This window comes from Streptomyces sp. NPDC092369 (assembly GCF_044755245.1).
Lineage (GTDB): Bacteria > Actinomycetota > Actinomycetes > Streptomycetales > Streptomycetaceae > Streptomyces.
This window is the reverse complement of sequence record NZ_JBIVQP010000002.1, coordinates 479,254-501,166: the sequence shown is the minus strand read 5'-3', so window position 1 is coordinate 501,166 and position 21,913 is coordinate 479,254. Positions and strand designations below refer to the sequence as shown.

The 21,913-nt window shown below is 68.8% G+C and carries 21 protein-coding genes and 1 riboswitch; of the genes, 16 read left to right on the top strand and 5 right to left on the bottom strand.

Annotated elements, in window-relative coordinates; genetic code table 11:
* Window positions 1-57: 57 nt before the first annotated feature.
* Complete coding sequence (locus tag ACIQI8_RS11930) at window positions 58-267, bottom strand: hypothetical protein (protein WP_124004202.1); 210 nt, start codon at window positions 265-267, stop codon at window positions 58-60.
* Window positions 268-397: 130 nt separating this feature from the next.
* On the opposite strand from ACIQI8_RS11930, the gene ACIQI8_RS11925 reads away from it, so the two are divergent.
* A complete protein-coding gene (locus tag ACIQI8_RS11925; RefSeq protein WP_402347776.1) occupies window positions 398-1,372 on the top strand; it encodes a carbohydrate kinase family protein in 975 nt (324 codons plus the stop codon).
* Between the two features lies 1 nt (window position 1,373).
* On the opposite strand, the gene ACIQI8_RS11920 is transcribed toward ACIQI8_RS11925, so the two are convergent.
* On the bottom strand, window positions 1,374-2,750 hold the full coding sequence (locus tag ACIQI8_RS11920) for a cysteine desulfurase/sulfurtransferase TusA family protein (protein WP_402347773.1): 1,377 nt from the start codon (window positions 2,748-2,750) through the stop codon (window positions 1,374-1,376).
* Between the two features lie 246 nt (window positions 2,751-2,996).
* On the opposite strand from ACIQI8_RS11920, the gene coxB reads away from it, so the two are divergent.
* The 4 genes from coxB to ACIQI8_RS11900 all read left to right on the top strand — a co-directional run bounded on the left by coxB (window position 2,997) and on the right by ACIQI8_RS11900 (window position 7,477).
* On the top strand, window positions 2,997-3,956 hold the full coding sequence (gene coxB, locus ACIQI8_RS11915) for a cytochrome c oxidase subunit II (RefSeq protein ID WP_401729081.1): 960 nt from the start codon (window positions 2,997-2,999) through the stop codon (window positions 3,954-3,956).
* The gene (gene ctaD, locus ACIQI8_RS11910) at window positions 3,953-5,689 is read left to right on the top strand and encodes a cytochrome c oxidase subunit I (RefSeq protein WP_402347769.1); all 1,737 of its coding nucleotides are present in this window, start codon (window positions 3,953-3,955) and stop codon (window positions 5,687-5,689) included. Before coxB ends, ctaD begins: the two co-directional genes overlap by 4 nt.
* On the top strand, window positions 5,686-6,084 hold the full coding sequence (locus ACIQI8_RS11905; protein WP_401727433.1) for a cytochrome c oxidase subunit 4: 399 nt from the start codon (window positions 5,686-5,688) through the stop codon (window positions 6,082-6,084). The genes ctaD and ACIQI8_RS11905 overlap by 4 nt, the downstream gene beginning before the upstream one ends.
* 130 nt (window positions 6,085-6,214) lie before the next feature.
* A complete protein-coding gene (locus ACIQI8_RS11900) occupies window positions 6,215-7,477 on the top strand; it encodes an Ig-like domain-containing protein (protein ID WP_402347766.1) in 1,263 nt (420 codons plus the stop codon).
* A gap of 80 nt (window positions 7,478-7,557) precedes the next feature.
* Here ACIQI8_RS11900 and ACIQI8_RS11895 read toward each other — a convergent pair whose 3' ends face one another.
* Window positions 7,558-7,959 (bottom strand): hypothetical protein, encoded by a 402-nt coding sequence (locus ACIQI8_RS11895; protein ID WP_402347763.1) that lies wholly within the window; start codon window positions 7,957-7,959, stop codon window positions 7,558-7,560.
* A 178-nt stretch (window positions 7,960-8,137) separates the two neighbouring features.
* On the opposite strand from ACIQI8_RS11895, the gene ACIQI8_RS11890 reads away from it, so the two are divergent.
* The 6 genes from ACIQI8_RS11890 (at window position 8,138) to ACIQI8_RS11865 (ending at window position 15,273) form a co-directional block, all read left to right on the top strand.
* Entirely contained in the window at window positions 8,138-8,758 is a 621-nt protein-coding gene (locus tag ACIQI8_RS11890) for a heme-copper oxidase subunit III (protein ID WP_401727430.1), read from the top strand.
* Between the two features lie 80 nt (window positions 8,759-8,838).
* Window positions 8,839-9,648 (top strand): c-type cytochrome, encoded by an 810-nt coding sequence (locus ACIQI8_RS11885; protein ID WP_402347760.1) that lies wholly within the window; start codon window positions 8,839-8,841, stop codon window positions 9,646-9,648.
* Window positions 9,645-10,700, top strand: a complete 1,056-nt coding sequence (locus ACIQI8_RS11880; RefSeq protein WP_402347757.1) for a Rieske 2Fe-2S domain-containing protein — start codon at window positions 9,645-9,647, stop codon at window positions 10,698-10,700. Before ACIQI8_RS11885 ends, ACIQI8_RS11880 begins: the two co-directional genes overlap by 4 nt.
* Entirely contained in the window at window positions 10,697-12,340 is a 1,644-nt protein-coding gene (locus ACIQI8_RS11875; protein ID WP_402347754.1) for a cytochrome bc complex cytochrome b subunit, read from the top strand. The genes ACIQI8_RS11880 and ACIQI8_RS11875 overlap by 4 nt, the downstream gene beginning before the upstream one ends.
* A 146-nt stretch (window positions 12,341-12,486) precedes the next feature.
* Window positions 12,487-13,551 carry an anthranilate phosphoribosyltransferase gene (trpD, locus tag ACIQI8_RS11870; RefSeq protein ID WP_402347751.1) on the top strand — a complete coding sequence of 355 codons (1,065 nt, stop codon included), beginning with the start codon at window positions 12,487-12,489 and terminating at the stop codon, window positions 13,549-13,551.
* A 76-nt stretch (window positions 13,552-13,627) separates the two neighbouring features.
* Window positions 13,628-13,744, top strand: a riboswitch (SAM riboswitch).
* Window positions 13,745-13,908: 164 nt separating this feature from the next.
* On the top strand, window positions 13,909-15,273 hold the full coding sequence (locus tag ACIQI8_RS11865; RefSeq protein WP_402347748.1) for an aminotransferase class V-fold PLP-dependent enzyme: 1,365 nt from the start codon (window positions 13,909-13,911) through the stop codon (window positions 15,271-15,273).
* A 91-nt stretch (window positions 15,274-15,364) separates the two neighbouring features.
* Here the strand turns inward: ACIQI8_RS11865 and ACIQI8_RS11860 are convergent, their stop codons facing one another.
* Together ACIQI8_RS11860 and ACIQI8_RS11855 are read right to left on the bottom strand one after the other, a co-directional pair.
* Complete coding sequence (locus tag ACIQI8_RS11860; RefSeq protein WP_124004215.1) at window positions 15,365-15,646, bottom strand: Lrp/AsnC ligand binding domain-containing protein; 282 nt, start codon at window positions 15,644-15,646, stop codon at window positions 15,365-15,367.
* Window positions 15,643-16,386, bottom strand: coding sequence for a rhomboid family intramembrane serine protease (locus ACIQI8_RS11855; protein ID WP_402347744.1), 744 nt, complete (start codon window positions 16,384-16,386; stop codon window positions 15,643-15,645). Before ACIQI8_RS11855 ends, ACIQI8_RS11860 begins: the two co-directional genes overlap by 4 nt.
* 156 nt (window positions 16,387-16,542) lie before the next feature.
* Here ACIQI8_RS11855 and ACIQI8_RS11850 point away from each other — a divergent pair, with 156 nt between their 5' ends.
* The 5 genes from ACIQI8_RS11850 to ACIQI8_RS11830 all read left to right on the top strand — a co-directional run bounded on the left by ACIQI8_RS11850 (window position 16,543) and on the right by ACIQI8_RS11830 (window position 21,909).
* Window positions 16,543-16,782 (top strand): hypothetical protein, encoded by a 240-nt coding sequence (locus ACIQI8_RS11850; protein ID WP_020129990.1) that lies wholly within the window; start codon window positions 16,543-16,545, stop codon window positions 16,780-16,782.
* A 36-nt stretch (window positions 16,783-16,818) separates the two neighbouring features.
* The gene (locus tag ACIQI8_RS11845; protein ID WP_402347741.1) at window positions 16,819-18,162 is read left to right on the top strand and encodes an NYN domain-containing protein; all 1,344 of its coding nucleotides are present in this window, start codon (window positions 16,819-16,821) and stop codon (window positions 18,160-18,162) included.
* Window positions 18,163-18,398: 236 nt separating this feature from the next.
* Window positions 18,399-19,433, top strand: coding sequence for an NlpC/P60 family protein (locus ACIQI8_RS11840; RefSeq protein WP_402347738.1), 1,035 nt, complete (start codon window positions 18,399-18,401; stop codon window positions 19,431-19,433).
* A gap of 232 nt (window positions 19,434-19,665) precedes the next feature.
* Window positions 19,666-20,682, top strand: a complete 1,017-nt coding sequence (locus ACIQI8_RS11835; protein WP_402347735.1) for an NlpC/P60 family protein — start codon at window positions 19,666-19,668, stop codon at window positions 20,680-20,682.
* A gap of 33 nt (window positions 20,683-20,715) precedes the next feature.
* The gene (locus ACIQI8_RS11830; protein WP_402347732.1) at window positions 20,716-21,909 is read left to right on the top strand and encodes a hypothetical protein; all 1,194 of its coding nucleotides are present in this window, start codon (window positions 20,716-20,718) and stop codon (window positions 21,907-21,909) included.
* The last annotated feature ends 4 nt before the right edge of the window (window positions 21,910-21,913 follow it).

The following is a 21,913-nucleotide window of genomic DNA, read 5'->3' as shown; positions in this document are numbered from 1 at the left end:
GCGTCGGGGGAGCGCGCGGTTCCCTGCAATGCGCCGATACGGACCGGCGAGCCGGTTTCAGTCGCCGTAGTCGGACATCTCGTCCAGCAGTCGAGCCGACCTCGAGGGCACCGTCACACCGTGGATCAGCGACGGCGACACCGGCAGCGCGGCGATCCGGACGGGCGCCGTCCAGTGCGGTGCCATCCTGGCGCAGTCGCCGCGCAGCGACGCGAGGTCGCCTTCCAGATCGGCCGGAGCGGGCGCGTGGACCTTGAGGTTCGTCATAGCCGAACCGTAGGCACGGTTCCACCCGCGAAGAAAGATCTACTATCGGGTAGTTTTGGCGGCTTCAGAGCCCGGCTACGACCCGGTAGCGTGAACTGTCAATCCGTCTCCCCACAGGAGAGTCCCCGCCGTGCGCATCGCAGTCACCGGCTCCATCGCCACAGACCACCTCATGACCTTCCCCGGCCGCTTCGCCGACCAGCTCGTCGCGGACCAGTTGCACACGGTCTCGCTCTCCTTCCTGGTCGACAACCTCGACGTACGCCGGGGCGGTGTCGGCGCGAACATCGCGTTCGGCATGGGCCAGCTGGGCACCAGGCCGATCCTGGTCGGCGCGGCCGGCTTCGACTTCGACGAGTACCGCGGCTGGCTGGAGCGGCACGGCGTCGACACCGACTCGGTGCGGATCTCGGAGACGCTGCACACCGCGCGCTTCGTGTGCACCACCGACTCCGACCACAACCAGATCGGCTCCTTCTACACGGGCGCGATGAGCGAGGCTCGCCTCATCGAACTCAAGGCGGTCTCGGACCGGGTCGGCGGTCTCGACCTGGTGCTGATCGGCGCGGACGACCCGGAGGGCATGCTCCGGCACACCGAGGAGTGCCGGTCCCGCGCGATTCCCTTCGCCGCGGACTTCTCCCAGCAGATCGCCCGTATGAACGGCGACGAGATCCGGATCCTGCTGGACGGGGCCACGTACCTCTTCTCCAACGAGTACGAGAAGGGGCTCATCGAGTCCAAGACCGGCTGGAGCGACGCGGAGATCCTGGCGAAGGTCGGGACCCGGGTGACGACCCTTGGTTCGCGTGGTGTGCGGATCGAGCGGGTCGGTGAGGACCCGATCGAGGTGGGCTGCGCGGAGGAGGAGCGCAAGGCTGACCCGACCGGTGTCGGCGACGCTTTCCGCGCCGGGTTCCTCTCCGGTCTTGCCTGGGGTGTCTCTCTGGAGCGCGCCGCGCAGGTCGGCTGCATGCTGGCGACGCTCGTCATCGAGACGGTGGGCACGCAGGAGTACCAGCTGCGCCGGGGGCACTTCATGGACCGCTTCACCAAGGCTTACGGGCATGACGCCGCGGCCGAGGTTCAGGGGCACCTGGGCTGACCTACGAGACCCGGCGGACCAGGTACGCACAACCCTGGTCCGCCGGTTCCTCGCCCACGTACTCCTGCCCCCGCATCTCGCACCACGCCGGGATGTCCAGGCGGGCCGCCTCGTCGTCGGACAGGACGCGGACGGTGCCGCCCAGGGGGACCTCGCCGATGACCTTGGCGAGTTCGATGACGGGGATCGGGCAGCGTTTGCCGAGGGCGTCCACGATGAGGGCGTCCTCGGTCGCGATGGTGGTCGGCAGGGATGCGCCCAGTTTCTCCCGTACCGCCGTCACCGCCCCCGGCAGTACCTCCAGGAAGCGTTCGACATCAGCCTCCGTCGTCCCCAGCGGCAGCGAAACCCTCACATTGCCCTCACTCAGCACTCCCATCGCCTTGAGCACATGGCTCGGCGTCAGGGTGCTGCTCGTGCAGGACGAGCCGGACGAGACGGAGAAGCCGGCGCGGTCCAGCTCGTGCAGGAGTGTCTCTCCGTCGACGTAGAGACAGGAGAAGGTGACGATCCCGGGCAGTCGCCGCTCCGGATCGCCGACCACCTCCACGTCCGGCACCAGGTGCGGCACCCGGGTCCGGATCCGGTCCGTCAACTCGCGCAGCCGTACCGCCTCCTGGGCCGCCTCCGCGCGCACCGCCCGCAGGGAGGCCGCCGCCGCGACGATCGCCGGCAGGTTCTCGAACCCGGCCGCCCGCCCCGACTCCCGCTCGTCCACGGGCCCTTGCGGCGCGAACCGCACCCCTTTCCGTACGACGAGCAGCCCGACCCCCGCGGGCCCGCCCCACTTGTGCGCACTCGCCGCCAGCAACGACCAGTCACCTTCGACCGGCCCCCACCCGAGCGACTGCGCCGCATCCACCAGCAACGGCACCCCGGCCGCCCGACACACCTCGGCCACCGCCCCCACCGGCTGCACGGTCCCCACCTCGTGATTGGCCGACTGGAGACAGGCCAGCGCGGTGTCCTGCCGGAGGGCGCGTTCGTAGGCCTCCGCGGTCACCGCGCCCGTGCGGTCCACCGCGATCCGCGTGACCGTTCCGCCATCGGCCTCGTGCATATCGGCCGAATGGAGTACGGAGGAATGTTCGACAGCTGACACGATCAGGTGACCCCCGACGCGTCGCCGTCCTGCCAGCGCCCCCGCAATTCCCGTGTGAACGGCCCGTGTTCCGGAGGAAGTGAAGACCAGTTCGTCCGGTCGGCAGCCCACGGTTTCGGCAGCGGCTTCTCGAGCGGCGTCGAGCAACATCCGGGCCCGCCGCCCTTCCCGATACAACCGCGAGGGGTCAGCCCACCCTTCGTCCAAAGACGCCAACAGCGCCTGGCGAGCGACGGGATGGAGCGGAGCACTGGACGCAGCGTCGAAGTAGGACACGCGATCACGCTAACCCCCTCAGGGGCGCGGGGAACTGCGCGATCAGCCACAAACGACCCGCAGCCGCCAATCCAGCGAACCCACCGAGTGACTAGGCACCCCTCCCCGCGAACCCCCCGAGGGCGTCGGCTAGGGTTTGGTCCGCATAAACATCCAAACCCCTGCCCGACGCAGGACGGCGACCGACCACCGAGAAGGCCAGGCCGCAGCCATACCGCGCGGGCGAGACTCTCGGGAAGGCGCTACGTGAGTCCCAACGGCTCCGACCGCTCGCCGCGGCGCCCGATGCGGCGGAAGCTGCTGCAGGCAATGACCGCGGGCCTGGTCCTGGCGACCGCCACCGGTTGCACATACAAGGACTTCCCCCGCCTTGGTATGCCCACCCCGACCACGGAAGAGGCTCCGCGGATCCTCTCCCTGTGGCAGGGGTCCTGGGCCGCCGCGCTGGCCACCGGCGTGTTGGTGTGGGGCCTGATCATCTGGAGCACGATCTTCCACCGGCGCAGCCGCACCAAGATCGAGGTGCCTCCGCAGACCCGGTACAACATGCCGATCGAGGCGCTGTACACGGTCGTTCCGCTCGTCATCGTCTCGGTGCTCTTCTACTTCACCGCGCGCGACGAGACGAAGATCCTCAGTCTCGACAAGAAGCCTGACGTCACGGTGAACGTCGTCGGCTTCCAGTGGAGCTGGGGCTTCAACTACATCGAGCCCGTCGAGGGTTCCACGGGTGACGCGAAGACAGACGCGAACCTGGCCGCCATCCCGAACCGCTTCAAGGACGACTTCCCGGCGAACGCCGGCGGTGTCTACGACGTCGGTACGCCTGGCACGCGGAACCCGCAGACCAACAACCCGGGCCCGACGCTGTGGCTCCCGAAGGGGGAGACGGTCCGCTTCGTCCTCACGTCGCGTGACGTCATCCACTCCTTCTGGGTGGTGCCGTTCCTGATGAAGATGGACGTCATCCCGGGCCACACCAACTCCTTCCAGGTGACCCCCAACAAGGAGGGCACCTTCCTGGGCAAGTGCGCCGAGCTGTGCGGCGTCGACCACTCGCGGATGCTGTTCAACGTGAAGGTCGTCTCCCCCGAGCGGTACGAGCAGCACCTCAAGGACCTCGCCAAGAAGGGGCAGACCGGTTACGTTCCCGCCGGCATCGCGCAGACGGGCCACGAGAAGAACCGGGAGACGACAAACCTGTGAGCATCCTCAACGAACCCCAGGGTGCCGCGGCGGCTGAAGGCGGTTACGCCGACGAGCTACCGGTCCGGCGCAAGCAGCCCGGAAACGTGGTCATCAAGTGGCTGACCACCACGGACCACAAGACCATCGGAACGCTGTACCTCGTCACGTCGTTCGCGTTCTTCCTGATCGGCGGCGTGATGGCGCTGCTGATGCGCGCCGAGCTCGCCCGTCCTGGTCTGCAGATCATGTCGAACGAGCAGTTCAACCAGGCGTTCACGATGCACGGCACGATCATGCTGCTGATGTTCGCGACGCCGCTGTTCGCCGGCTTCACGAACTGGATCATGCCGCTCCAGATCGGCGCCCCCGACGTCGCCTTCCCGCGGCTGAACATGTTCGCCTACTGGCTGTACCTGTTCGGCTCGACCATCGCCGTGGGCGGCTTCCTCACCCCGCAGGGCGCGGCCGACTTCGGCTGGTTCGCCTACAGCCCGCTGTCGGACGCGGTCCGCTCGCCGGGCATCGGCGCCGACCTGTGGATCATGGGCCTGGCGTTCTCCGGCTTCGGCACCATCCTCGGCGCGGTCAACTTCATCACCACCATCATCTGCATGCGCGCGCCGGGCATGACCATGTTCCGCATGCCGATCTTCGTGTGGAACGTGCTGCTGACCGCCGTGCTCGTGCTGCTGGCCTTCCCCGTGCTCGCCGCCGCGCTGTTCGCGCTGGAGGCGGATCGGAAATTCGGGGCACATGTCTTCGACGCCGCCAATGGCGGGGCGTTGCTGTGGCAGCACCTCTTCTGGTTCTTCGGCCATCCAGAGGTGTACATCATCGCGCTGCCGTTCTTCGGCATCATCTCCGAGGTCATCCCGGTCTTCTCCCGCAAGCCGATGTTCGGCTACATGGGCCTGATCGGCGCCACCATCGCCATCGCCGGCCTGTCCGTGACGGTGTGGGCCCACCACATGTACGTCACCGGCGGAGTCCTGCTGCCGTTCTTCTCCTTCATGACGTTCCTCATCGCCGTACCGACAGGCGTGAAGTTCTTCAACTGGATCGGAACGATGTGGAAGGGGTCCTTGAGTTTCGAGACCCCGATGCTCTGGGCGACCGGCTTCCTGATCACCTTCACCTTCGGTGGTCTGACCGGTGTCATCCTGGCCTCGCCGCCGATGGACTTCCACGTCTCGGACTCGTACTTCGTGGTGGCGCACTTCCACTACGTGGTGTTCGGCACGGTCGTCTTCGCGATGTTCGCCGGCTTCCACTTCTGGTGGCCGAAGATGACCGGCAAGATGCTCGACGAGCGGCTCGGCAAGATCACGTTCTGGACGCTGTTCATCGGCTTCCACGGCACCTTCCTGGTCCAGCACTGGCTGGGCGCCGAGGGCATGCCGCGTCGTTACGCCGACTACCTGGCGGCCGACGGCTTCACCGCCCTGAACACGATCTCGACGATCAGCTCGTTCCTGCTCGGCATGTCGATCCTGCCGTTCCTCTACAACGTGTGGAAGACGGCCAAGTACGGCAAGCCGGTCGGCGTCGACGACCCGTGGGGCTACGGCCGCTCCCTGGAGTGGGCCACGTCCTGCCCGCCGCCGCGGCACAACTTCCTCACCCTTCCGCGGATCCGCAGTGAATCCCCGGCGTTCGACCTGCACCACCCGGAGATCGCCGCTCTCGACCAGCTCGAGAACGCGCCTCACGGTGAGAAGGCCCTGGCCGGTGGCAAGGAGGCTGGCAAGTGAAGGTCCAAGGCTGGATGTTCATGTGGCTGAGCGTCTTCGTCCTCGCCATGGCGGTCGTCTACGGCGTGTGGTCGAAGGAGCCGGCCGGTACCACGGCGCTCTTCCTGGCCTTCGGCCTGTGCATCATGATCGGCTTCTACCTGGGCTTCACGGCCCGGCGGGTCGACGTCGGCGCACAGGACAACAAGGAAGCGGACGTCGCTGACGACGCCGGCGAGGTCGGGTTCTTCAGCCCGCACAGCTGGCAGCCGCTCGCCCTCGGCATCGGCGGCGCGCTCGCCTTCCTGTCGATCGCGATCGGCTGGTGGCTGCTGTACTTCTCGGCGCCGATCCTCATGGTCGGCCTGTACGGCTGGGTCTTCGAGTACTACCGCGGTGAGAACCGCACCCAGTAGCACGCCCGGCACGTATCGGGGCCCGGACACTCCGTCAGGAGGGTCCGGGCTCCTGCTTTTGCCGCACGTCCGGTCCCTCGTACGAGTTACTCACCGCGCCGCCGTCCATGTACGTCCATAACGTGATCGTATGAACCACTCTCCGCGCACCCGCACCGTCGTCAGCTGCACGCTGCTGGTGATCGCCCTCGGCGCGGGCGGCACCGCTTGCGGCAGCGGCGGCAACCCGCTCTCCGCGAAGCCGTACGACGCGACGGACCAGATCTCCTTCAACGGCCCCGCCGACGACGGAAAGAAGGTCGACCCGGACAAGCCCCTGGAAGTGACCGCGTCGGACGACGACGGCCGCATCACGGACGTCACCGCCATGGACGCCCAGGGCCGCTATGTGACGGGCGAACTCAGCGCCGACGGCACTCGCTGGCACAGCACCTCCCCGCTGGCCGCCAGCGCCCACTACACGGTCCGGGTGAGCACCGAGGACGACGACGGCGCGCCCGGCCGCAAGGTGCTCGCCTTCGACACCAGCAAGCCCACCGCCAAGAAGCCCCTGACGGTGAAGTTCGGGCCGGAGGGCGGCAAGTACGGCGTCGGACAGCCCGTCACGGCCGAGCTGAACAAGCCGGTCAAGGACAAGGCGCAGCGGGCGATCGTGGAACGCGCCCTGAGGGTCGACTCCGTACCCGCCGTGCAGGGCGCCTGGTACTGGGTGGACGACAAGGAACTCCACTACCGGCCCAAGGACTACTGGCCCACCCGGGCCACGGTGCGGGTGCGCAGCGAGCTGGACGGCGTGAAGATCAGCGACCGCCTCTGGGGCGGCGCCTCCAAGCCCCTGAAGCTCACCATCGGCGACCGCATCATCGCCGTCACGGACGCCTCGTCACACTCCATGACCGTCTACAAGAACGGCAAGGAGATCAACGAACTCCCGGTCACCACGGGCAAGCCCGGCTTCGAGACCCGCAACGGCGTCAAGGTCGTACTGGGCAAGGAGTACTTCGTACGTATGCGCGGCACCACGGTCGGCATCGCCGAGGGCTCCTCGGACAACTACGACCTGCCGGTCTACTACGCCACGCGCGTCACCTGGAGCGGCGAGTACGTCCACGCGGCCCCCTGGTCCGTCGGCTCCCAGGGCTACGAGAACGTCAGCCACGGCTGCACCGGCATGAGCACCAGCAACGCCGAGTGGTTCTTCGACAACATCCACCAGGGCGACGTCGTCAAGGTCGTCAACTCCGACGGCAACGAAATGGAACCCTTCGGCAACGGCTTCGGCGACTGGAACGTCAACTGGAAGAAGTGGCGCAACGGCAGCGCCCTCATCGCCAACACCCCGGACGCCCCAAGCCCCGAGGACACGGCGCGTCTACGACCGACGGCCGTGTGAGCGCCCCGAAAGGGGCGCGGGGAACTGCGCGAGCAACCACAACGGCCCGCAGTCGCCGAACTACGGGCCGAACCGAGCTCTTAGGCGCTCAGAGCCTTCTTGTCCCGCAACAACGCAGCGAGCGCCGCCGCGAACTCCACCGGATCCACAGGCAACGTCACAGCGGCTTCAGCCCGGCTCCACGTGGCGAGCCACGCATCCTGCGGCCGCCCGATGAGCAAGAGCACCGGCGGGCAGTTGAACACCTCGTCCTTGATCTGCCGGCACAGCCCCATGCCCCCCATCGGCGCGGACTCCCCGTCGAAGACACAGACGTCGATCCCACCCTTGTCCAGTTCCGCCAGAACCGCCGCAGGCGTAGCGCACTCCAGGAACGACACCAACGGCGCGTCCGGAGCCGGCCGCCGGCCAGCCGCGAGCCTCACCTGCTCGCGGGTGTTGGAGTCGTCGCTGTAGACCAGCACCGTGGCAGTCGGCTGCATTGTTCCTCCGCGTCTTCGATCGGGAACCTCGGGGACCGATGCGGCGGATGCTACTCCCTTGAACACCCCGTCAACACCTGTTGGAACACCGCTTCGATGGGCCATACGGGCAGTACACACGCTGCGAACACTCCGAACGGCACCCCCCGGAGTGAGGGCGGGATAAGCGACCGACATAATGTCGGTCGTGGCGACAGCAACGACAGTAGAAACCGGGCACGCGCACCCGTCGGTCAACCGGCCGAACCTCACCAGCGTCGGAACCATCATCTGGCTGAGTTCCGAGCTGATGTTCTTCGCGGCCCTCTTCGCGATGTACTTCACCCTGCGATCGGTGACCGGTCCGGATCACTGGAAGGAGATGGCGAGCCATCTCAACCTTCCGTTCTCCGCGACCAACACCACGATCCTGGTGCTCTCCTCCCTCACCTGCCAGCTCGGCGTCTTCGCCGCCGAGCGCGGGGACGTGAAGAAGCTCCGGGGCTGGTTCATCGTCACGTTCGTGATGGGTGCGATCTTCATCGGCGGTCAGATCTTCGAGTACACGGAGCTGGTGAAGGAGGACGGCCTCTCGCTCTCTTCGGACCCGTACGGCTCGGTGTTCTACCTGACCACCGGCTTCCACGGCATGCACGTGACGGGCGGCCTGATCGCCTTCCTGTTCGTCCTCGGCCGCACCTACGCGGCCAAGAGGTTCACGCACGAGCAGGCGACCGCGGCCATTGTCGTGTCCTACTACTGGCACTTCGTCGATGTCGTCTGGATCGGCCTCTTCGCCACGATCTACCTGATCAAGTAGGCGGGCCCGCTCCCGCGTGCGTCCAGCAGACGCACTTTCCAGAAGCATCGACGCAGAAGATCCTGACACCGGGGTAATCCGTGAAAAAGCTCTCCGCACGACGACGCCATCCGCTGGCGGCTGTCGTCGTCCTACTCCTCGCGCTGGCGGCCACTGGGGGGCTGTACGCCGCGTTCGCGCCCGCGAGCAAGGCGCAGGCCGATGAGACCGCCCAGTCCCTCGCCATCGACGAGGGCAAGAAGCTCTACTCCGTGGGCTGCGCAAGCTGCCACGGCACCGGCGGTCAGGGCACCTCCGACGGTCCGAGTCTCGTGGGCGTGGGCGCCGCGGCCGTCGACTTCCAGGTCGGCACCGGCCGTATGCCGGCCCAGCAGCCGGGCGCGCAGATCCCGAAGAAGAAGGTCATCTACACGCAGGCCGAGATCGACCAGCTCGCCGCGTACATCTCCTCCCTCGGCGCCGGCCCGACCGTTCCCACGAAGGCCCAGTACGGCCCCGACGGTGCCGACATCGCCAAGGGTGGTGAGCTCTTCCGCACCAACTGCGCCCAGTGCCACAACTTCACCGGCAAGGGCGGTGCGCTGACGCACGGCAAGTTCGCGCCGGACCTCGAAGGTGTCGCCCCCAAGCACATCTACGAGGCCATGCAGACGGGCCCGCAGAACATGCCGTCCTTCCCCGACACCACGCTGTCGGAGAAGAACAAGAAGGACATCATCGCGTACCTGAACGCGGTCAACGGCGACGACACCGAGAGCCCTGGTGGCCTCGAACTGGGTGGCCTCGGGCCGGTCAGTGAGGGCCTCTTCGCCTGGGTCTTCGGACTCGGCGCGCTGATCGCGGTCGCCGTCTGGGTCGCCGCTCGGACCGCAAAGGCCAAGAAGTCATGAGTAGCCAAGACATTCCAGAAGAGAACCTGCCCGCTGAGCAGGACGCGCACGGCGCGGTAGGCGTCGCGAACGAGCAGGACCCGTTCGCCGACCCCGGACTGCCCCCCCACGAGCACCGGGTCCAGGACATCGACGAGCGGGCCGCCAAGCGGTCCGAGCGCGTCGTGGCCTTCCTGTTCACGGTGTCGATGCTGGCCACCGTCGGCTTCATCGCCTCCTACGTGGCGATCCCGCACGACAAGGCGATCTTCGTCTTCCCGATCGGTCACATCAACGCGCTGAACTTCGCGCTCGGCCTGACCCTGGGCCTCGCGCTGTTCTCGATCGGCGCGGGCGCGGTCCACTGGGCCCGCACCCTGATGTCCGACGTGGAGATCGCCGACGAGCGGCACGCGATCGAGGCCACGCCCGAGGTCAAGGCCAAGGTGCTGGCCGACTTCAAGCAGGGCGCCAAGGAGTCCGCGCTCGGCCGCCGCAAGCTGATCCGCAACACGATGTTCGGCGCGCTGGCCCTGTTCCCGCTCTCCGGCGTCATGCTGCTGCGCGACCTCGGCCCGCTGCCCGGGACCAAGCTCCGCCACACCATCTGGTCCAAGGGCAAGCTGCTCGTCAACATGAACACGAACGAGCCGCTGCGCCCCTCCGACGTCCAGGTCGGCTCGCTCACCTTCGCCAAGCCCGAGGGCCTGGAGGAGCACGACGAGGAGTTCCAGACCGAGATCGCCAAGGCGGCCCTGATGATCGTCCGGCTCCAGCCGGACAACATCAAGGACAAGCGCGAGCTCGAGTGGTCGCACGAGGGCATCGTGGCGTACTCGAAGATCTGCACCCACGTCGGCTGCCCGATCTCCCTGTACGAGCAGCAGACGCACCACGTGCTGTGCCCCTGCCACCAGTCCACCTTCGACCTCTCCGACGGTGCCCGAGTGATCTTCGGCCCCGCCGGGCACGCCCTGCCGCAGCTGCGCATCGGCGTGAACGACGAGGGCTACCTCGAGGCGCTCGGCGACTTCGAAGAGCCCGTCGGTCCTGCATTCTGGGAGCGCGGATGAGCAACAACGAGAGTCCCGCAAGCAACGAGCCCCGGCGCGGCAAAGCCCCGGCGGGCGAGCGCGTCGCCGACTGGGCGGACGGCCGGCTGGGGATCTACGGGTTGGCCAAGGCCAACATGCGCAAGATCTTCCCCGACCACTGGTCGTTCATGCTGGGCGAGGTCTGCCTCTACAGCTTCATCATCATCATCCTCACGGGTGTGTACCTGACGCTGTTCTTCCACCCGTCGATGAACGAGGTGGAGTACCACGGCAGCTACATCCCGCTGCAGGGCCAGATGATGTCCGAGGCCTTCAACTCGACCATGCACATCTCCTTCGATGTGCGCGGTGGTCTGCTGATCCGGCAGATCCACCACTGGGCCGCGCTGATCTTCCTCGCCGCCATGTTCGTGCACATGATGCGCGTGTTCTTCACGGGTGCCTTCCGCAAGCCGCGTGAGGTCAACTGGCTGTTCGGCTTCCTGCTGTTCGTCCTGGGCATGTTCACCGGCTTCACCGGTTACTCGCTCCCGGACGACCTGCTCTCCGGCACCGGTGTCCGCTTCATGGAGGGCGCGGTCCTGTCCGTGCCGATCGTCGGCACGTACCTGTCGTTCTTCCTCTTCGGCGGCGAGTTCCCGGGCGGCGACTTCGTCGCACGGTTCTACTCGATCCACATCCTGCTGCTGCCGGGCATCATGCTCGGGCTCGTGGTCGGCCACCTGATCCTGGTCTTCTACCACAAGCACACGCAGTTCGCGGGCCCCGGAAAGACGAACAACAACGTCGTCGGCATGCCGCTCCTGCCGGTCTACATGGCCAAGGCCGGAGGCTTCTTCTTCCTGGTCTTCGGTGTCATCGCGGCCGTCGCGGCGATCGCCTCGATCAACCCGATCTGGGCCATGGGCCCCTACCGGCCGGACATGGTCTCCACGGGTGCCCAGCCCGACTGGTACATGGGCTTCTCCGAGGGCCTGATCCGTGTCATGCCGGGCTGGGAGATCAACGCCTGGGGTCACACGCTCGTCCTGGGCGTGTTCATCCCACTGGTGATCTTCCCGCTGGTCCTGGTCTCGATCGCGGTCTACCCGTTCATCGAGTCCTGGGTCACCGGCGACAAGCGCGAGCACCACATCCTGGACCGGCCGCGCAACGTCCCGACGCGTACCGCGTTCGGCGCCGCGTGGATCTCCTGGTACTTCGTCCTGCTCGTCGGTGGTGGCAACGACCTCTGGGCCACGCACTTCCACCTGTCGATCAACGCGATCACCTGGTTCGTGCGCGTCGGCTTCTTCGTGGTGCCGGTCCTCGTGTTCGTCGCCACCAAGCGGATCTGCCTGGGCCTGCAGCGCCGGGACCGCGACAAGGTGCTGCACGGCCGCGAGTCGGGCATCATCAAGCGCCTGCCGCACGGTGAGTTCATCGAGGTGCACGAGCCGCTCAGCCAGGACGCGCTGCACACGCTCACCGCGCACGAGCAGTACGTGCCGGCCGCGATCGGCGCCACGGTCGACGAGAACGGCGTCGAGCGCAAGGTCAAGGGCACCGAGAAGCTGCGCGCCAAGCTGAGCGAGGCGTACTACGGCGAGGAGTCCCAGATCCCCAAGCCCACCGTCGAGGAGTACAAGGAGATCACGAGCGGCCACGGCCACCACTGATCGCTGAGGCGTCGCCACGCCACAGTCGAAGGGCCCCGTCCGAACACCGGACGGGGCCCTTCGCCGTGCCGCGCGCTGGATAGGGTGGTGCACGTCTTTCGACGCACGTCCCGACGCACATTTCTACGACACCCAGGAGCGGCCGTATGAGCGCTGTGACCCCCGCTGGAGGCGACACCGCGGCGGCCCGTTCCTGGCCCGAGGTACTGAACTCCCTGCTGTACGGCAGGGACCAGGACGCCGACGCCACCTTCTGGGCGATGGACCAGATCATGCGGGGCGAGGCGACGGACGCGCAGATCGCCGGGTTCGTGGTGGCGCTGCGGGCCAAGGGCGAGACCGTCGAGGAGATCACCGGTCTGGTGCGCGCGATGTACGCGCACGCCAACGTGATCGAGGTGTCCGGGAAGACGGTGGACATCGTCGGGACCGGCGGCGACGGCGCGAAGACGGTGAACATCTCCACGATGTCCTCGATCGTGATCGCCGGCACGGGCGCGAAGGTCGTCAAGCACGGCAACCGCGCCGCGTCCTCCGCGTCCGGCGCCTCCGACGTCCTGGAGCGTCTCGGCGTCAACCTGGAGCTGACCCCGAAGCGGGTGGCCGAGGTCGCCGAGGAGGCCGGGATCACCTTCTGTTTCGCGATCAAGTTCCACCCGGCCCTGCGTCACGCGGGCGCCGCGCGCGGCCAGTTGGGCATTCGCACGGTGTTCAACGCGCTCGGCCCGCTCACCAACCCCGCCAAGGTGCGCGCCCAGGCGGTCGGGGTCGCCGACCCGCGGATGGCGCCCATCATCGCGGGCGTCTTCGCCGAGCGCGGCAACTCCTCCCTGGTGTTCCGGGGTGACGACGGCCTCGACGAGCTGACGACCACGGCCACCTCCCGGGTGTGGATCGTCCGCGACGGCAAGGTCACCGAGGAGACCTTCGACCCCCGTGACGTGGGCCTCCCGCTGGTCCCGGTGGAGGCGCTGCGCGGCGCCGACCCCGAGTACAACGCGGCCGTCGCCCGCCGGCTCCTGGACGGCGAGACGGGCCCGGTGCGGGACGCCGTACTCCTGAACTCGGCAGCCGCCCTGGTGGCCCTGGAGGCGCAGGACGGGCCGCTGGCGGACCGGCTCAGGGCCGGGATGGAGAAGGCGGCGGAGTCGATCGACTCGGGCGCCGCCAAGCGGACTCTGGAACGCTGGGCGGCAGCCAGCAACGCGTAGCGGTACGGCGGTGGTCGTCCCGCGATCCGGACACGGGTTGCGGGACGACGATCACATCGCGTAAGTTTTCGGACCAGGTCATGAGTGACAGTCATGAGGCCCCGGCCGACTGTCCGGCAACCCTCCGTCCGTGGCGGGGTGCCCCGGGTGAAGACCAGGCCGTAGGCAGCGAGGTCTGCGGCAAGCGCGGGCCCCTCGAAAGACACCAGGGGTCCTGGTCATCGAGGGAGTTCTCCGTGAGCAAGCGAATGCGATAGGGCGTCGAGCCCCGCCTCCGCACACCCCCTTTCACCCCTCCGTGCTTGAGCCCAGCCTGCTCGCACGGCGGAACCGCCTTGCCTCTCACGGGAGTTCGCCATGTCTGTCTCCACCACTGCCGCCGCCCAGACCATTTGTGCCCAGCTGCCCGTTCTGGGCCGGGACGTCACCGTCCCGCTCGTCACGGGCGGCGAGGTCACCTACGCGGCACTCGACTACGCGGCCAGCGCCCCCGCCCTCCAGCGCGTCTGGGACGACGTGGCGGCCTACGCCCCGTACTACGGCAGCGTCCACCGCGGGGCGGGCTACCTCTCGCAACTCTCCACCGACCTCTTCGAGAACGCGCGGAAGACGGTCGAGGAGTTCCTCGACTGCCGCCCCGACGACCAGCTGATCTTCACCCGCTCCACCACGGACTCCCTCAACCTCCTCGCCGCGGCCCTGCCCGCCGACTGCCAGGTCTTCGTCTTCGAGACCGAGCACCACGCCTCGCTGCTGCCCTGGCAGGACGCCCGCGTCACCTACCTCAACGCCCCGCGCACCCCGGCCCAGGCCGTCGAGACCCTCGAAAAGGCCCTCGCCGACCGGGACCCCTACGGTCCGGCCCTGGTCTGCGTCACGGGCGCCTCGAACGTCACCGGCGAGCTGTGGCCGGTCCGCGAACTGGCCGCCGCCGCGCACGCCCACGGCGCGCGGATCGTCCTGGACGCCGCCCAACTCGCCCCGCACCACCCGGTCTCCGTCCAGGACCTCGACGTCGACTGGATCGCCTTCTCCGGCCACAAGCTCTACGCCCCCTTCGGCTCCGGCGTCCTGGCCGGCCGCGCCGACTGGCTCCAGGCCGCCGACCCCTACCTCGCGGGCGGCGGCGCCAGCCGCAAGGTCGCCCGGCGCGAGGACGGGGGAGTGGACGTGGAGTGGCACGAGACCGCCGCGCGGCACGAAGCGGGCTCCCCGAACGTCATCGGCGCCTACTCCATCGCGTCGGCCTGCAAGGCGCTGACCGAGGCGGGCTTCGACACGCTGGTCGCACGCGAGCAGCACCTGATCGAGAAGGTGCGGGCGGGCCTGGCGGAGGTCCCGCAGGTGAAGGTCCTGTCCCTCTTCGGCGACGACGCCCCGCGCGTGGGCGTGATCTCCTTCGTCGTCGACGGCTGGAACAGCTCCCACTTCGCCGCCGCCCTCTCGGCCGAGTACGGCATCGGCGTCCGCGACGGCCTCTTCTGCGCCCACCCCCTGCTCCGCACCCTCCTGGGCACCGACCCCCAGACCCAGGGTGAATGCGGCGCCCCCGAGGCGGCCCCGGGCGAGAAGTCCCTCAACGCGATCCGGGTGAGCTTCGGCGCGGGCACCCCCGACGAGCACGTCGAGCGCTTCATCAACGCCGTCAAGGAACTGGTGACTGACGGCGCGAAGTGGAAGTACACGACGGAGAACGGCCGCTGCGTCCCGACGGTGGGCTAGAGGCTCCTAAGGGGCGCGGGGATCTGCGCGACCAGCCACATCCGGCCGGCAGTCGCACACGAACCGCGCTCCGCAGACGATTGGGCGCCGATCACGAGTCCAACCCGATAGCAAAAGCCGCCTCAAGGTCATGCTGGGAGTACGTCCGAAACGCCACATGCGTGTCCGTGCCCTCAACCCCGGGGATCTTGCTGATACGCCCAGGGATCACCTCGGCGAGGTCCTCGTGCTCCTTGACCCGAACCATCGCGATCAAGTCATACGTACCCGTCACGGAGAACACCTCGCTCACAGATTCCAGCGAGGCAATCGACTCCGCGATCTCGGGGATCCGGTCCACGCTGGTCTTGATGAGGACGATCGCGGTGATCACGGCTGGTTCTCTCCCTCGGGGGCCGGAGCTGGGGCGGCCCTTACTCTAGTCCTACGGCGGAAACGGGCCCACGCGTAGCCGAAGCCCAGCGAGAAGCCCACCAGGTGGGCCAGATACGCCACCCCGGGCCCCTGCTCCGCCCGCCCCGCCGCCACCCACTGCAGCGCCGCCCAGAACGGCAGCACCACCCACGCGGGAAACCGCATCGGCAGAAAGAACAGGAACGGCAGCAGGCTCGTCACCCGCGCCCCGGGGAACAGGTACAGAAACGCGCCCAGGATCGCCGAGATCGCCCCCGACGCTCCCACCAGGGACTGGTCGGAGGAGGAGTTGGCGGCCGCGTACCCCAGCAGGGCGAGATAGCCGCAGACGAGGTAGAAGAGCGTGAACTGCACGCGGCCCATCCGCTCCTCGGTCAGCACGCCGAAGACGTAGAGGAAGAGCATGTTGCCGAGCAGGTGGACCCAGCTGCCGTGGATGAAGAGGGCCGTGGCGGGGGTGAGGGCGGAGCCGGCGGGGTCCGCGAAGAGGTCCGCCGGGACCACGCCCCAGCGGTGGAAATAGGCCCGCTGCGCGGCGAGCAGCGCGTCCCCGGAGCCGTAGGCCGGATTCAGTCCCGAGGCCGGGCCGACCGCGAAGACCAGACAGCACAACGCGATCAGTCCGTACGTCACCGGTGCCGACGGCATCCGGACCGTTCTGACCGTCCTGCCGACCGACGCGCTCCAGTTGCTGATCATGGACACAGAGCATGGCGTAACCGGACGCACACGCACAGATCGCCTCGCCGCCGCGGACGGGCGGGCGGCGGGTACGCGCCAGGCCGTAGGGTTACGAGCCACACGCACCGGGGAAGCCGGGCGTCACGGACACTAGAAGGAAAGCGGACAGTCACGATGACGGTTCCCCTGCCCACCGCAGCCACGCGGTGGCGCTGCACTCTGTGCGGCAACCTCACGCGTTTCGACGTGACGCGCTCGTCGAAGGTCGTCGAGTACGTGCACCTCGACCTCGCCGGCGAGCCGAAGGTCGAGGAGCGCGAGGTGGTCAGTGAGACCATCGAGTCGGTGCGCTGCCGCTGGTGCAACGCCGTGGATCAGGTGGAACTCGTGGACAGGCCCGGCGCCGGTTCCTGACAGGGCCGGCCCCGCACAGGTGATGGGGTGTGACGGATGGTGGAGAGCGCAGGCGGGGGGCCGGGCGACGGCACCGCTGAGGTGCTCGACCGTCCGCTGCCCGACGGTGTGCGCCGCCGGGTCGTGCAGATCGTCTCGGACGGCTTCGGCGGCCTGACCGTCGCCGAACTGCCCGCGCAGCTGAGGCAGTACGCGCGGTTCGCCCCCAACCGGCGGGCCAAGTTCGCCGGGAACGCGATGGCGGCCGCGCTGGAGACCGATCCGCTGTTCCGGCAGCGGATCGGGGAGAAGCTGAGAGAGGCCCAGGCGGAGCTCGCGGGCGCCCTCGACTCCGGCTCGCCGCCTCCGGCCGCGGACCCGCTCGATGTGGCGGCCGCGGCCTATGTGCTGCGCCCCACGGGCTGGGTGAAGCTCGTGACGGCGGCCGGCGAGGAGGCCCAGCGGGCGGATGCCGAGCGGGCCGACGAGGAGAGCCGGGCCGAGCTGGAGCGGCTGCGCGAGGAACTGGCGCAGGCGCGGGAGGCGACCCGGACCGATACCGAGCGGCTGCGCGCCGATCTGGAGGTTGCCAGAAAAGAAGCGGAATCGCTTCATCGCAAGCTGCGCGCGGCCGTCAGTGACGTGCGGCGCGGTGAGGCGGCCCTGCGCAAGGTGCACGCCGAGATGGACGCCCTGCGCTCCGAGGGGCAGACCCAGCTGTCCGCCGCCGAGAGCGAGGCGCGGCGGCTGAAGGCGCGGCTCACCGAGGCGGAGGCCTCCCTGGAGGCCACGCGCAGGGCGGCGCGCGAGGGGCGCAGTGTCGAGGACATGCGCGTGCGCCTGCTGCTGGACACCGTACTGGACGCGGCCCAAGGGCTGCGCAGGGAACTGGCGTTGCCGCCGGTGTCCGTGCGGCCCGCGGAGACCGTGGACGCGGTCGAACCGGGACGAATGACCCCGAAGGACATCGCCGCGCGGGCGCTGTCCGAGCACGACCCCGCGATTGTCGACCAGTTGCTCGCGCTGCCCCAGGCGCACTTGGTCGTGGACGGCTACAACGTCACCAAGACCGGCTATCCGCAGATGCCCCTGGAGAAGCAGCGCCTGCGGCTGCTGGGCCAGCTCTCGCAGCTCGCCGCGCAGACCGGGGCCGAGGTGACGTGTGTCTTCGACGGGGCCGAACTGGCCGCGCCGGTGCTGCTCGCGCCGCCGCGCGGGGTGCGGGTGCTGTTCTCCAAGCCGGGTGTCACGGCCGACGAGTTGATCCGCCAGCTGGTGCGCGCCGAGCCGCCGGGCCGGCCCGTCATCGTCGCCTCCACGGACCGCGAGGTGGCCGACGGGGTCGCCAAGGCGGGGGCCCGGCCGATCGCTTCGGCGATGCTCCTGAAGCGGCTGACCTGAGCGCCTGTTCCGGCGCCTGTCCTGAAGGTCAAGCTTGCAGGTTTAACGCCCGAATTGGCGTAATCGTCACGCAACGTAGCGTCAATCGACCATGACTGCATGTGAGTTGAGTGCAAAGAATGCACTCTGTGACAGACATTTTTCACGTGAGGATTTGAACTGATCACAAGAAGGTCACTAGGGTCTGGGCTCGAACCTCCGAACGGGTGATCACTCTGAAGAAGGAGCCCGCGTCCGTGGCGTCCCACCGTCGACCCAAGCAGCCGAGTCGGGCACGTGTGACCGTGCTCACCACCGCAGCTGCTGCCGCCGTTGCCATCAGCGCCCAGGCCGCGAACGCCGCGCCGAGTGAGAAGCCCACGAAGAACGAGGTCAAGGAGAAGGTCGACAAGCTCTACGAGCAGGCGGAGCAGGCCACCGAGAAGTACACGGGCGCCAAGGAGAAGCAGGAGAAGCTCCAGAAGGAGATCTCCACCATCCAGGACAACGTCGCCCGCGGCCAGGAGGAGCTCAACGAGCTCCGCTCGTCCATAGGTCTGGCGGCCGCCGCGCAGTACCGCACCGGCTCCATCGACTCCTCCCTGCAACTCTTCCTCTCGTCGAACCCCGACGACTACCTGGACAAGGCGTCCACCGCCGACCAGTTGAGCGCCCAGCAGGTCGAGGCGCTGAAGAAGATCCAGGAGAAGCAGCGCGAACTCGCCCAGGAGCGCGCCGAGGCCTCCGACAAGCTCAAGGACCTCGCCTCCACCCGCACCGAACTGGGCAAGAAGAAGCAGGAAGTCCAGAGCAAGCTCGCCGAGGCGCAGAAGCTGCTCAACACCCTGACGGCCGCCGAGCGTTCGGCGCTCGCCGACGCCGACGCCCGGGCCAGCCGCAGCTCCAGCGAGCGCGTGGACCTCGGCAACAGCACCTCCGCCAACAGCCGGGCCGCCGCGGCCTTCGCCGCCGCCCAGTCCAAGCTCGGCACCCCGTACGTCTACGGCGCCTCCGGCCCGTCCTCCTTCGACTGCTCGGGCCTGACCTCCTGGGCCTACGCCCAGGCCGGCGTCTCCATCCCGCGCACCTCGCAGGCCCAGGCCAACGCCGGTACCCGTATCTACAACCAGAGCGACCTGCGCGTCGGCGACCTGGTCATCTTCTACGGCGACATGCACCACGTCGGCCTCTACGCCGGCAACGGCCAGGTGATCCACGCCCCGCGCACCGGCACCGTGGTCCGTTACGAGTCGATCGGCAACATGCCGTTCCAGTTCGGCGTCCGGATCTGATCCGGTTCGGCGTCGTCTTCCGACCGGAAGCGATCGACCGTAAGGCCGCGACGCCGCACCGCCCGAACGGGCGAATTACGACAACTCCCGCTGACCCCGCGCCCCGCCCATGACCTGCGTCTGAGGCGGGGCGTCACGTTGTGTGGTCGCGGAGGTCTTTGGTAGGCCCCCGGTAGCGGGGCTACTGTCTGCCGCGTTTCCTCGTCCGTCAGCGGAAGGAGTGCGGCTTCCCGTGGGGTCCCATCGCCGACTTGCCTCGCCGTCCGGGTTCAACCGGGGCGCCGGCACCGCCCTGTGCGCGTTGTCCGCCGCGGCCGCCGCCCTCGGCGCCGTACCGGCGAGCGCCGCTCCGCACGCCGACACCAAGGCCGAGGTGGACCGCCTCTACGAGCAGGCGGAGGAAGCCACCGAGGCCTTCAACAAGGCCGACGAGACCGCCGACACGCTCCGCCGCGAGGTGGCCGACTCCCAGGACCGCATCGCCCGCCAGCAGCAGCGCATCAACTCCATGCGGGAGACGCTCGGTTCACTGGCCGGCGCGCAGTACCGCTCCGGCGGTGTCGACCCCTCCCTCGCCCTGCTCTTCTCCGACGACCCGGACGACTACCTCGACAAGGCCTCCGTCCTGGACCGGATCACCGTCCACCAGACCGGCGAACTCAGGGAACTCGAGACCGCCATGCGCGAACTCGCCCAGGAGCGCTCGGAGGCCACCCAGAAGCTCTCCGAGCTGGAGAAGAGCCGCAAGGCCGTCGCCACCCACAAGAAGACCGTCGAGAAGAAGCTCGCCAAGGCCCGGCAGCTGCTCAACTCCCTGCCCTCCACGGAACGCGCCGCCTACGACCGGGCCTCCCGCTCCGGCCGCGTGGAGATCCCCGACCTCGGCGACGCGGCCCCCTCCTCGGCGCGCGCGGCGGCCGCCATCGCCGCCGCCCGCACCGCGCTCGGCAAGCCCTATGTGTGGGGCGCCAGCGGCCCCTCCGGCTTCGACTGCTCGGGCCTGATGCAGTGGTCGTACGCGCAGGCCGGCGTCCATCTCCCGCGCACCTCGCAGGCCCAGCGCTACGCCGGCCACCAGGTCCCGCTCTCCCAGGCACAGCCCGGCGACCTGGTCACCTACCGGTCCGACGCCAGCCATGTCGCGATGTACATGGGCAACGGCCAGGTGATCCACGCGCCCTACCCCGGCGCGCCGGTGCGCTACGACCCGGTGGGCATGATGCCCGTCTCGTCGGTCACGAGGGTCTGACCACACCCGGCGTCGCCGCCGTACGATCGTAAAGTGGCTGGTCGAGGGCGGGCGTCGGGATCCGGAGCGGTGGCGCTCGTACTGCTGCTCGTCTGCCTGGTGGGCTGCGGCGGCAAGCCGGCCGCCACCACCGACCGCAAGGACCTCCAGCGGGTCCTGGACCGGCGCGCGAGTGCCGTCCTGGACCGCGACCGCACGGCCTTCCTGCGCACGGGCGCGCTGAGCTGGTTCGAGAACCTGCGCGGGGTGCCGCTGGCGAGCTGGTCCTACCGCGTCACCGCCCTGCACCAGTCGGGCGACACCACCGCCACCGCCGACGTCGAGCTGCGGTACCAGGTCCAGGGCTACGACAAGGCCCCCGTCACCGCAGGCCGCACCCTGACCCTCAGCCGGGAGCAGGACGGGCAGTGGTACGTGGACGCCGAGACGCCCGCCGAGAAGTCCGCCCAGCAGCTGTGGGACCAGGGCGAGGTGGCGGTGGTGCGCGGCGCGCACAGCCTCGTCCTGGGGGTCGGCCAGACCAGCGAGGCGCTGCACCGCTACGCGGACCTCGCCGATCGCGCCGTACCGGCCGTGACGGGGGCGTGGGGCCCCGACTGGGTCGGGCACGTCGTCGTGCTCGTACCGAAGTCGCTGGACGGCATGGCGGGGCTGCTGGGCTCGCCCGCGTCCTCCTACCGGGGCATCGCGGCGGTCACCACCGGCGAGGTGGGCGGGGCGCCGAACGCGCCGGCGGACCGGGTCATCGTCAACCCGGACGCGTACGCCGTCCTCGGCGCCCTCGGCAAACAGGTCGTGCTCACCCACGAGACCACCCATGTCGCCACCCGCGCCCACACCAGCGCGGCCACCCCGCTGTGGCTGTCCGAGGGGTACGCGGACTGGGTCGGCTACCGCGGCACCGGCCGCACCCCGGACCAGGCCGCGCCCGAGCTGGCGCGCGCGGTGGCCGACGACGAGGTGCCCCAAGCCCTGCCGACCGACCGGGACTTCGGGTTCAGCGGCGACGCGACGAAGCTCGCGCAGGCCTACGAGGGCGGCTGGCTGGCCTGCCGGATGATCGCCGGGAAGTGGGGCGAGGCGAAGTTGGGGGAGTTCTACCGGGCCGTGGGCGACCACCGGACGCGGGCGGGGTCGGTCGAGGGGGCGCTGAAGAAGGTGCTGGGGACCACGCCCGAGGAGTTCACGGAGGCGTGGCGGGAGTATCTGCGGGACCAGCTGGGCTGACCGG

Excerpts from the sequence above, each read along its gene's own strand:
- ACIQI8_RS11855 (WP_402347744.1), bottom strand. The coding sequence starts at position 16,386 with ATGATCAGCAACTGGAGCGCGTCGGTCGGCAGGACGGTCAGAACGGTC.
- ACIQI8_RS11895 (WP_402347763.1), bottom strand. The coding sequence starts at position 7,959 with ATGCAGCCGACTGCCACGGTGCTGGTCTACAGCGACGACTCCAACACC.
- ACIQI8_RS11845 (WP_402347741.1), top strand. The coding sequence starts at position 16,819 with ATGGTGGAGAGCGCAGGCGGGGGGCCGGGCGACGGCACCGCTGAGGTG.
- ACIQI8_RS11890 (WP_401727430.1), top strand. The coding sequence starts at position 8,138 with ATGTCGGTCGTGGCGACAGCAACGACAGTAGAAACCGGGCACGCGCAC.
- ACIQI8_RS11900 (WP_402347766.1), top strand. The coding sequence starts at position 6,215 with ATGAACCACTCTCCGCGCACCCGCACCGTCGTCAGCTGCACGCTGCTG.
- ACIQI8_RS11930 (WP_124004202.1), bottom strand. The coding sequence starts at position 267 with ATGACGAACCTCAAGGTCCACGCGCCCGCTCCGGCCGATCTGGAAGGC.
- ACIQI8_RS11850 (WP_020129990.1), top strand. The coding sequence starts at position 16,543 with ATGACGGTTCCCCTGCCCACCGCAGCCACGCGGTGGCGCTGCACTCTG.
- ACIQI8_RS11875 (WP_402347754.1), top strand. The coding sequence starts at position 10,697 with ATGAGCAACAACGAGAGTCCCGCAAGCAACGAGCCCCGGCGCGGCAAA.
- ACIQI8_RS11880 (WP_402347757.1), top strand. The coding sequence starts at position 9,645 with ATGAGTAGCCAAGACATTCCAGAAGAGAACCTGCCCGCTGAGCAGGAC.
- trpD (WP_402347751.1), top strand. The coding sequence starts at position 12,487 with ATGAGCGCTGTGACCCCCGCTGGAGGCGACACCGCGGCGGCCCGTTCC.
- ACIQI8_RS11865 (WP_402347748.1), top strand. The coding sequence starts at position 13,909 with ATGTCTGTCTCCACCACTGCCGCCGCCCAGACCATTTGTGCCCAGCTG.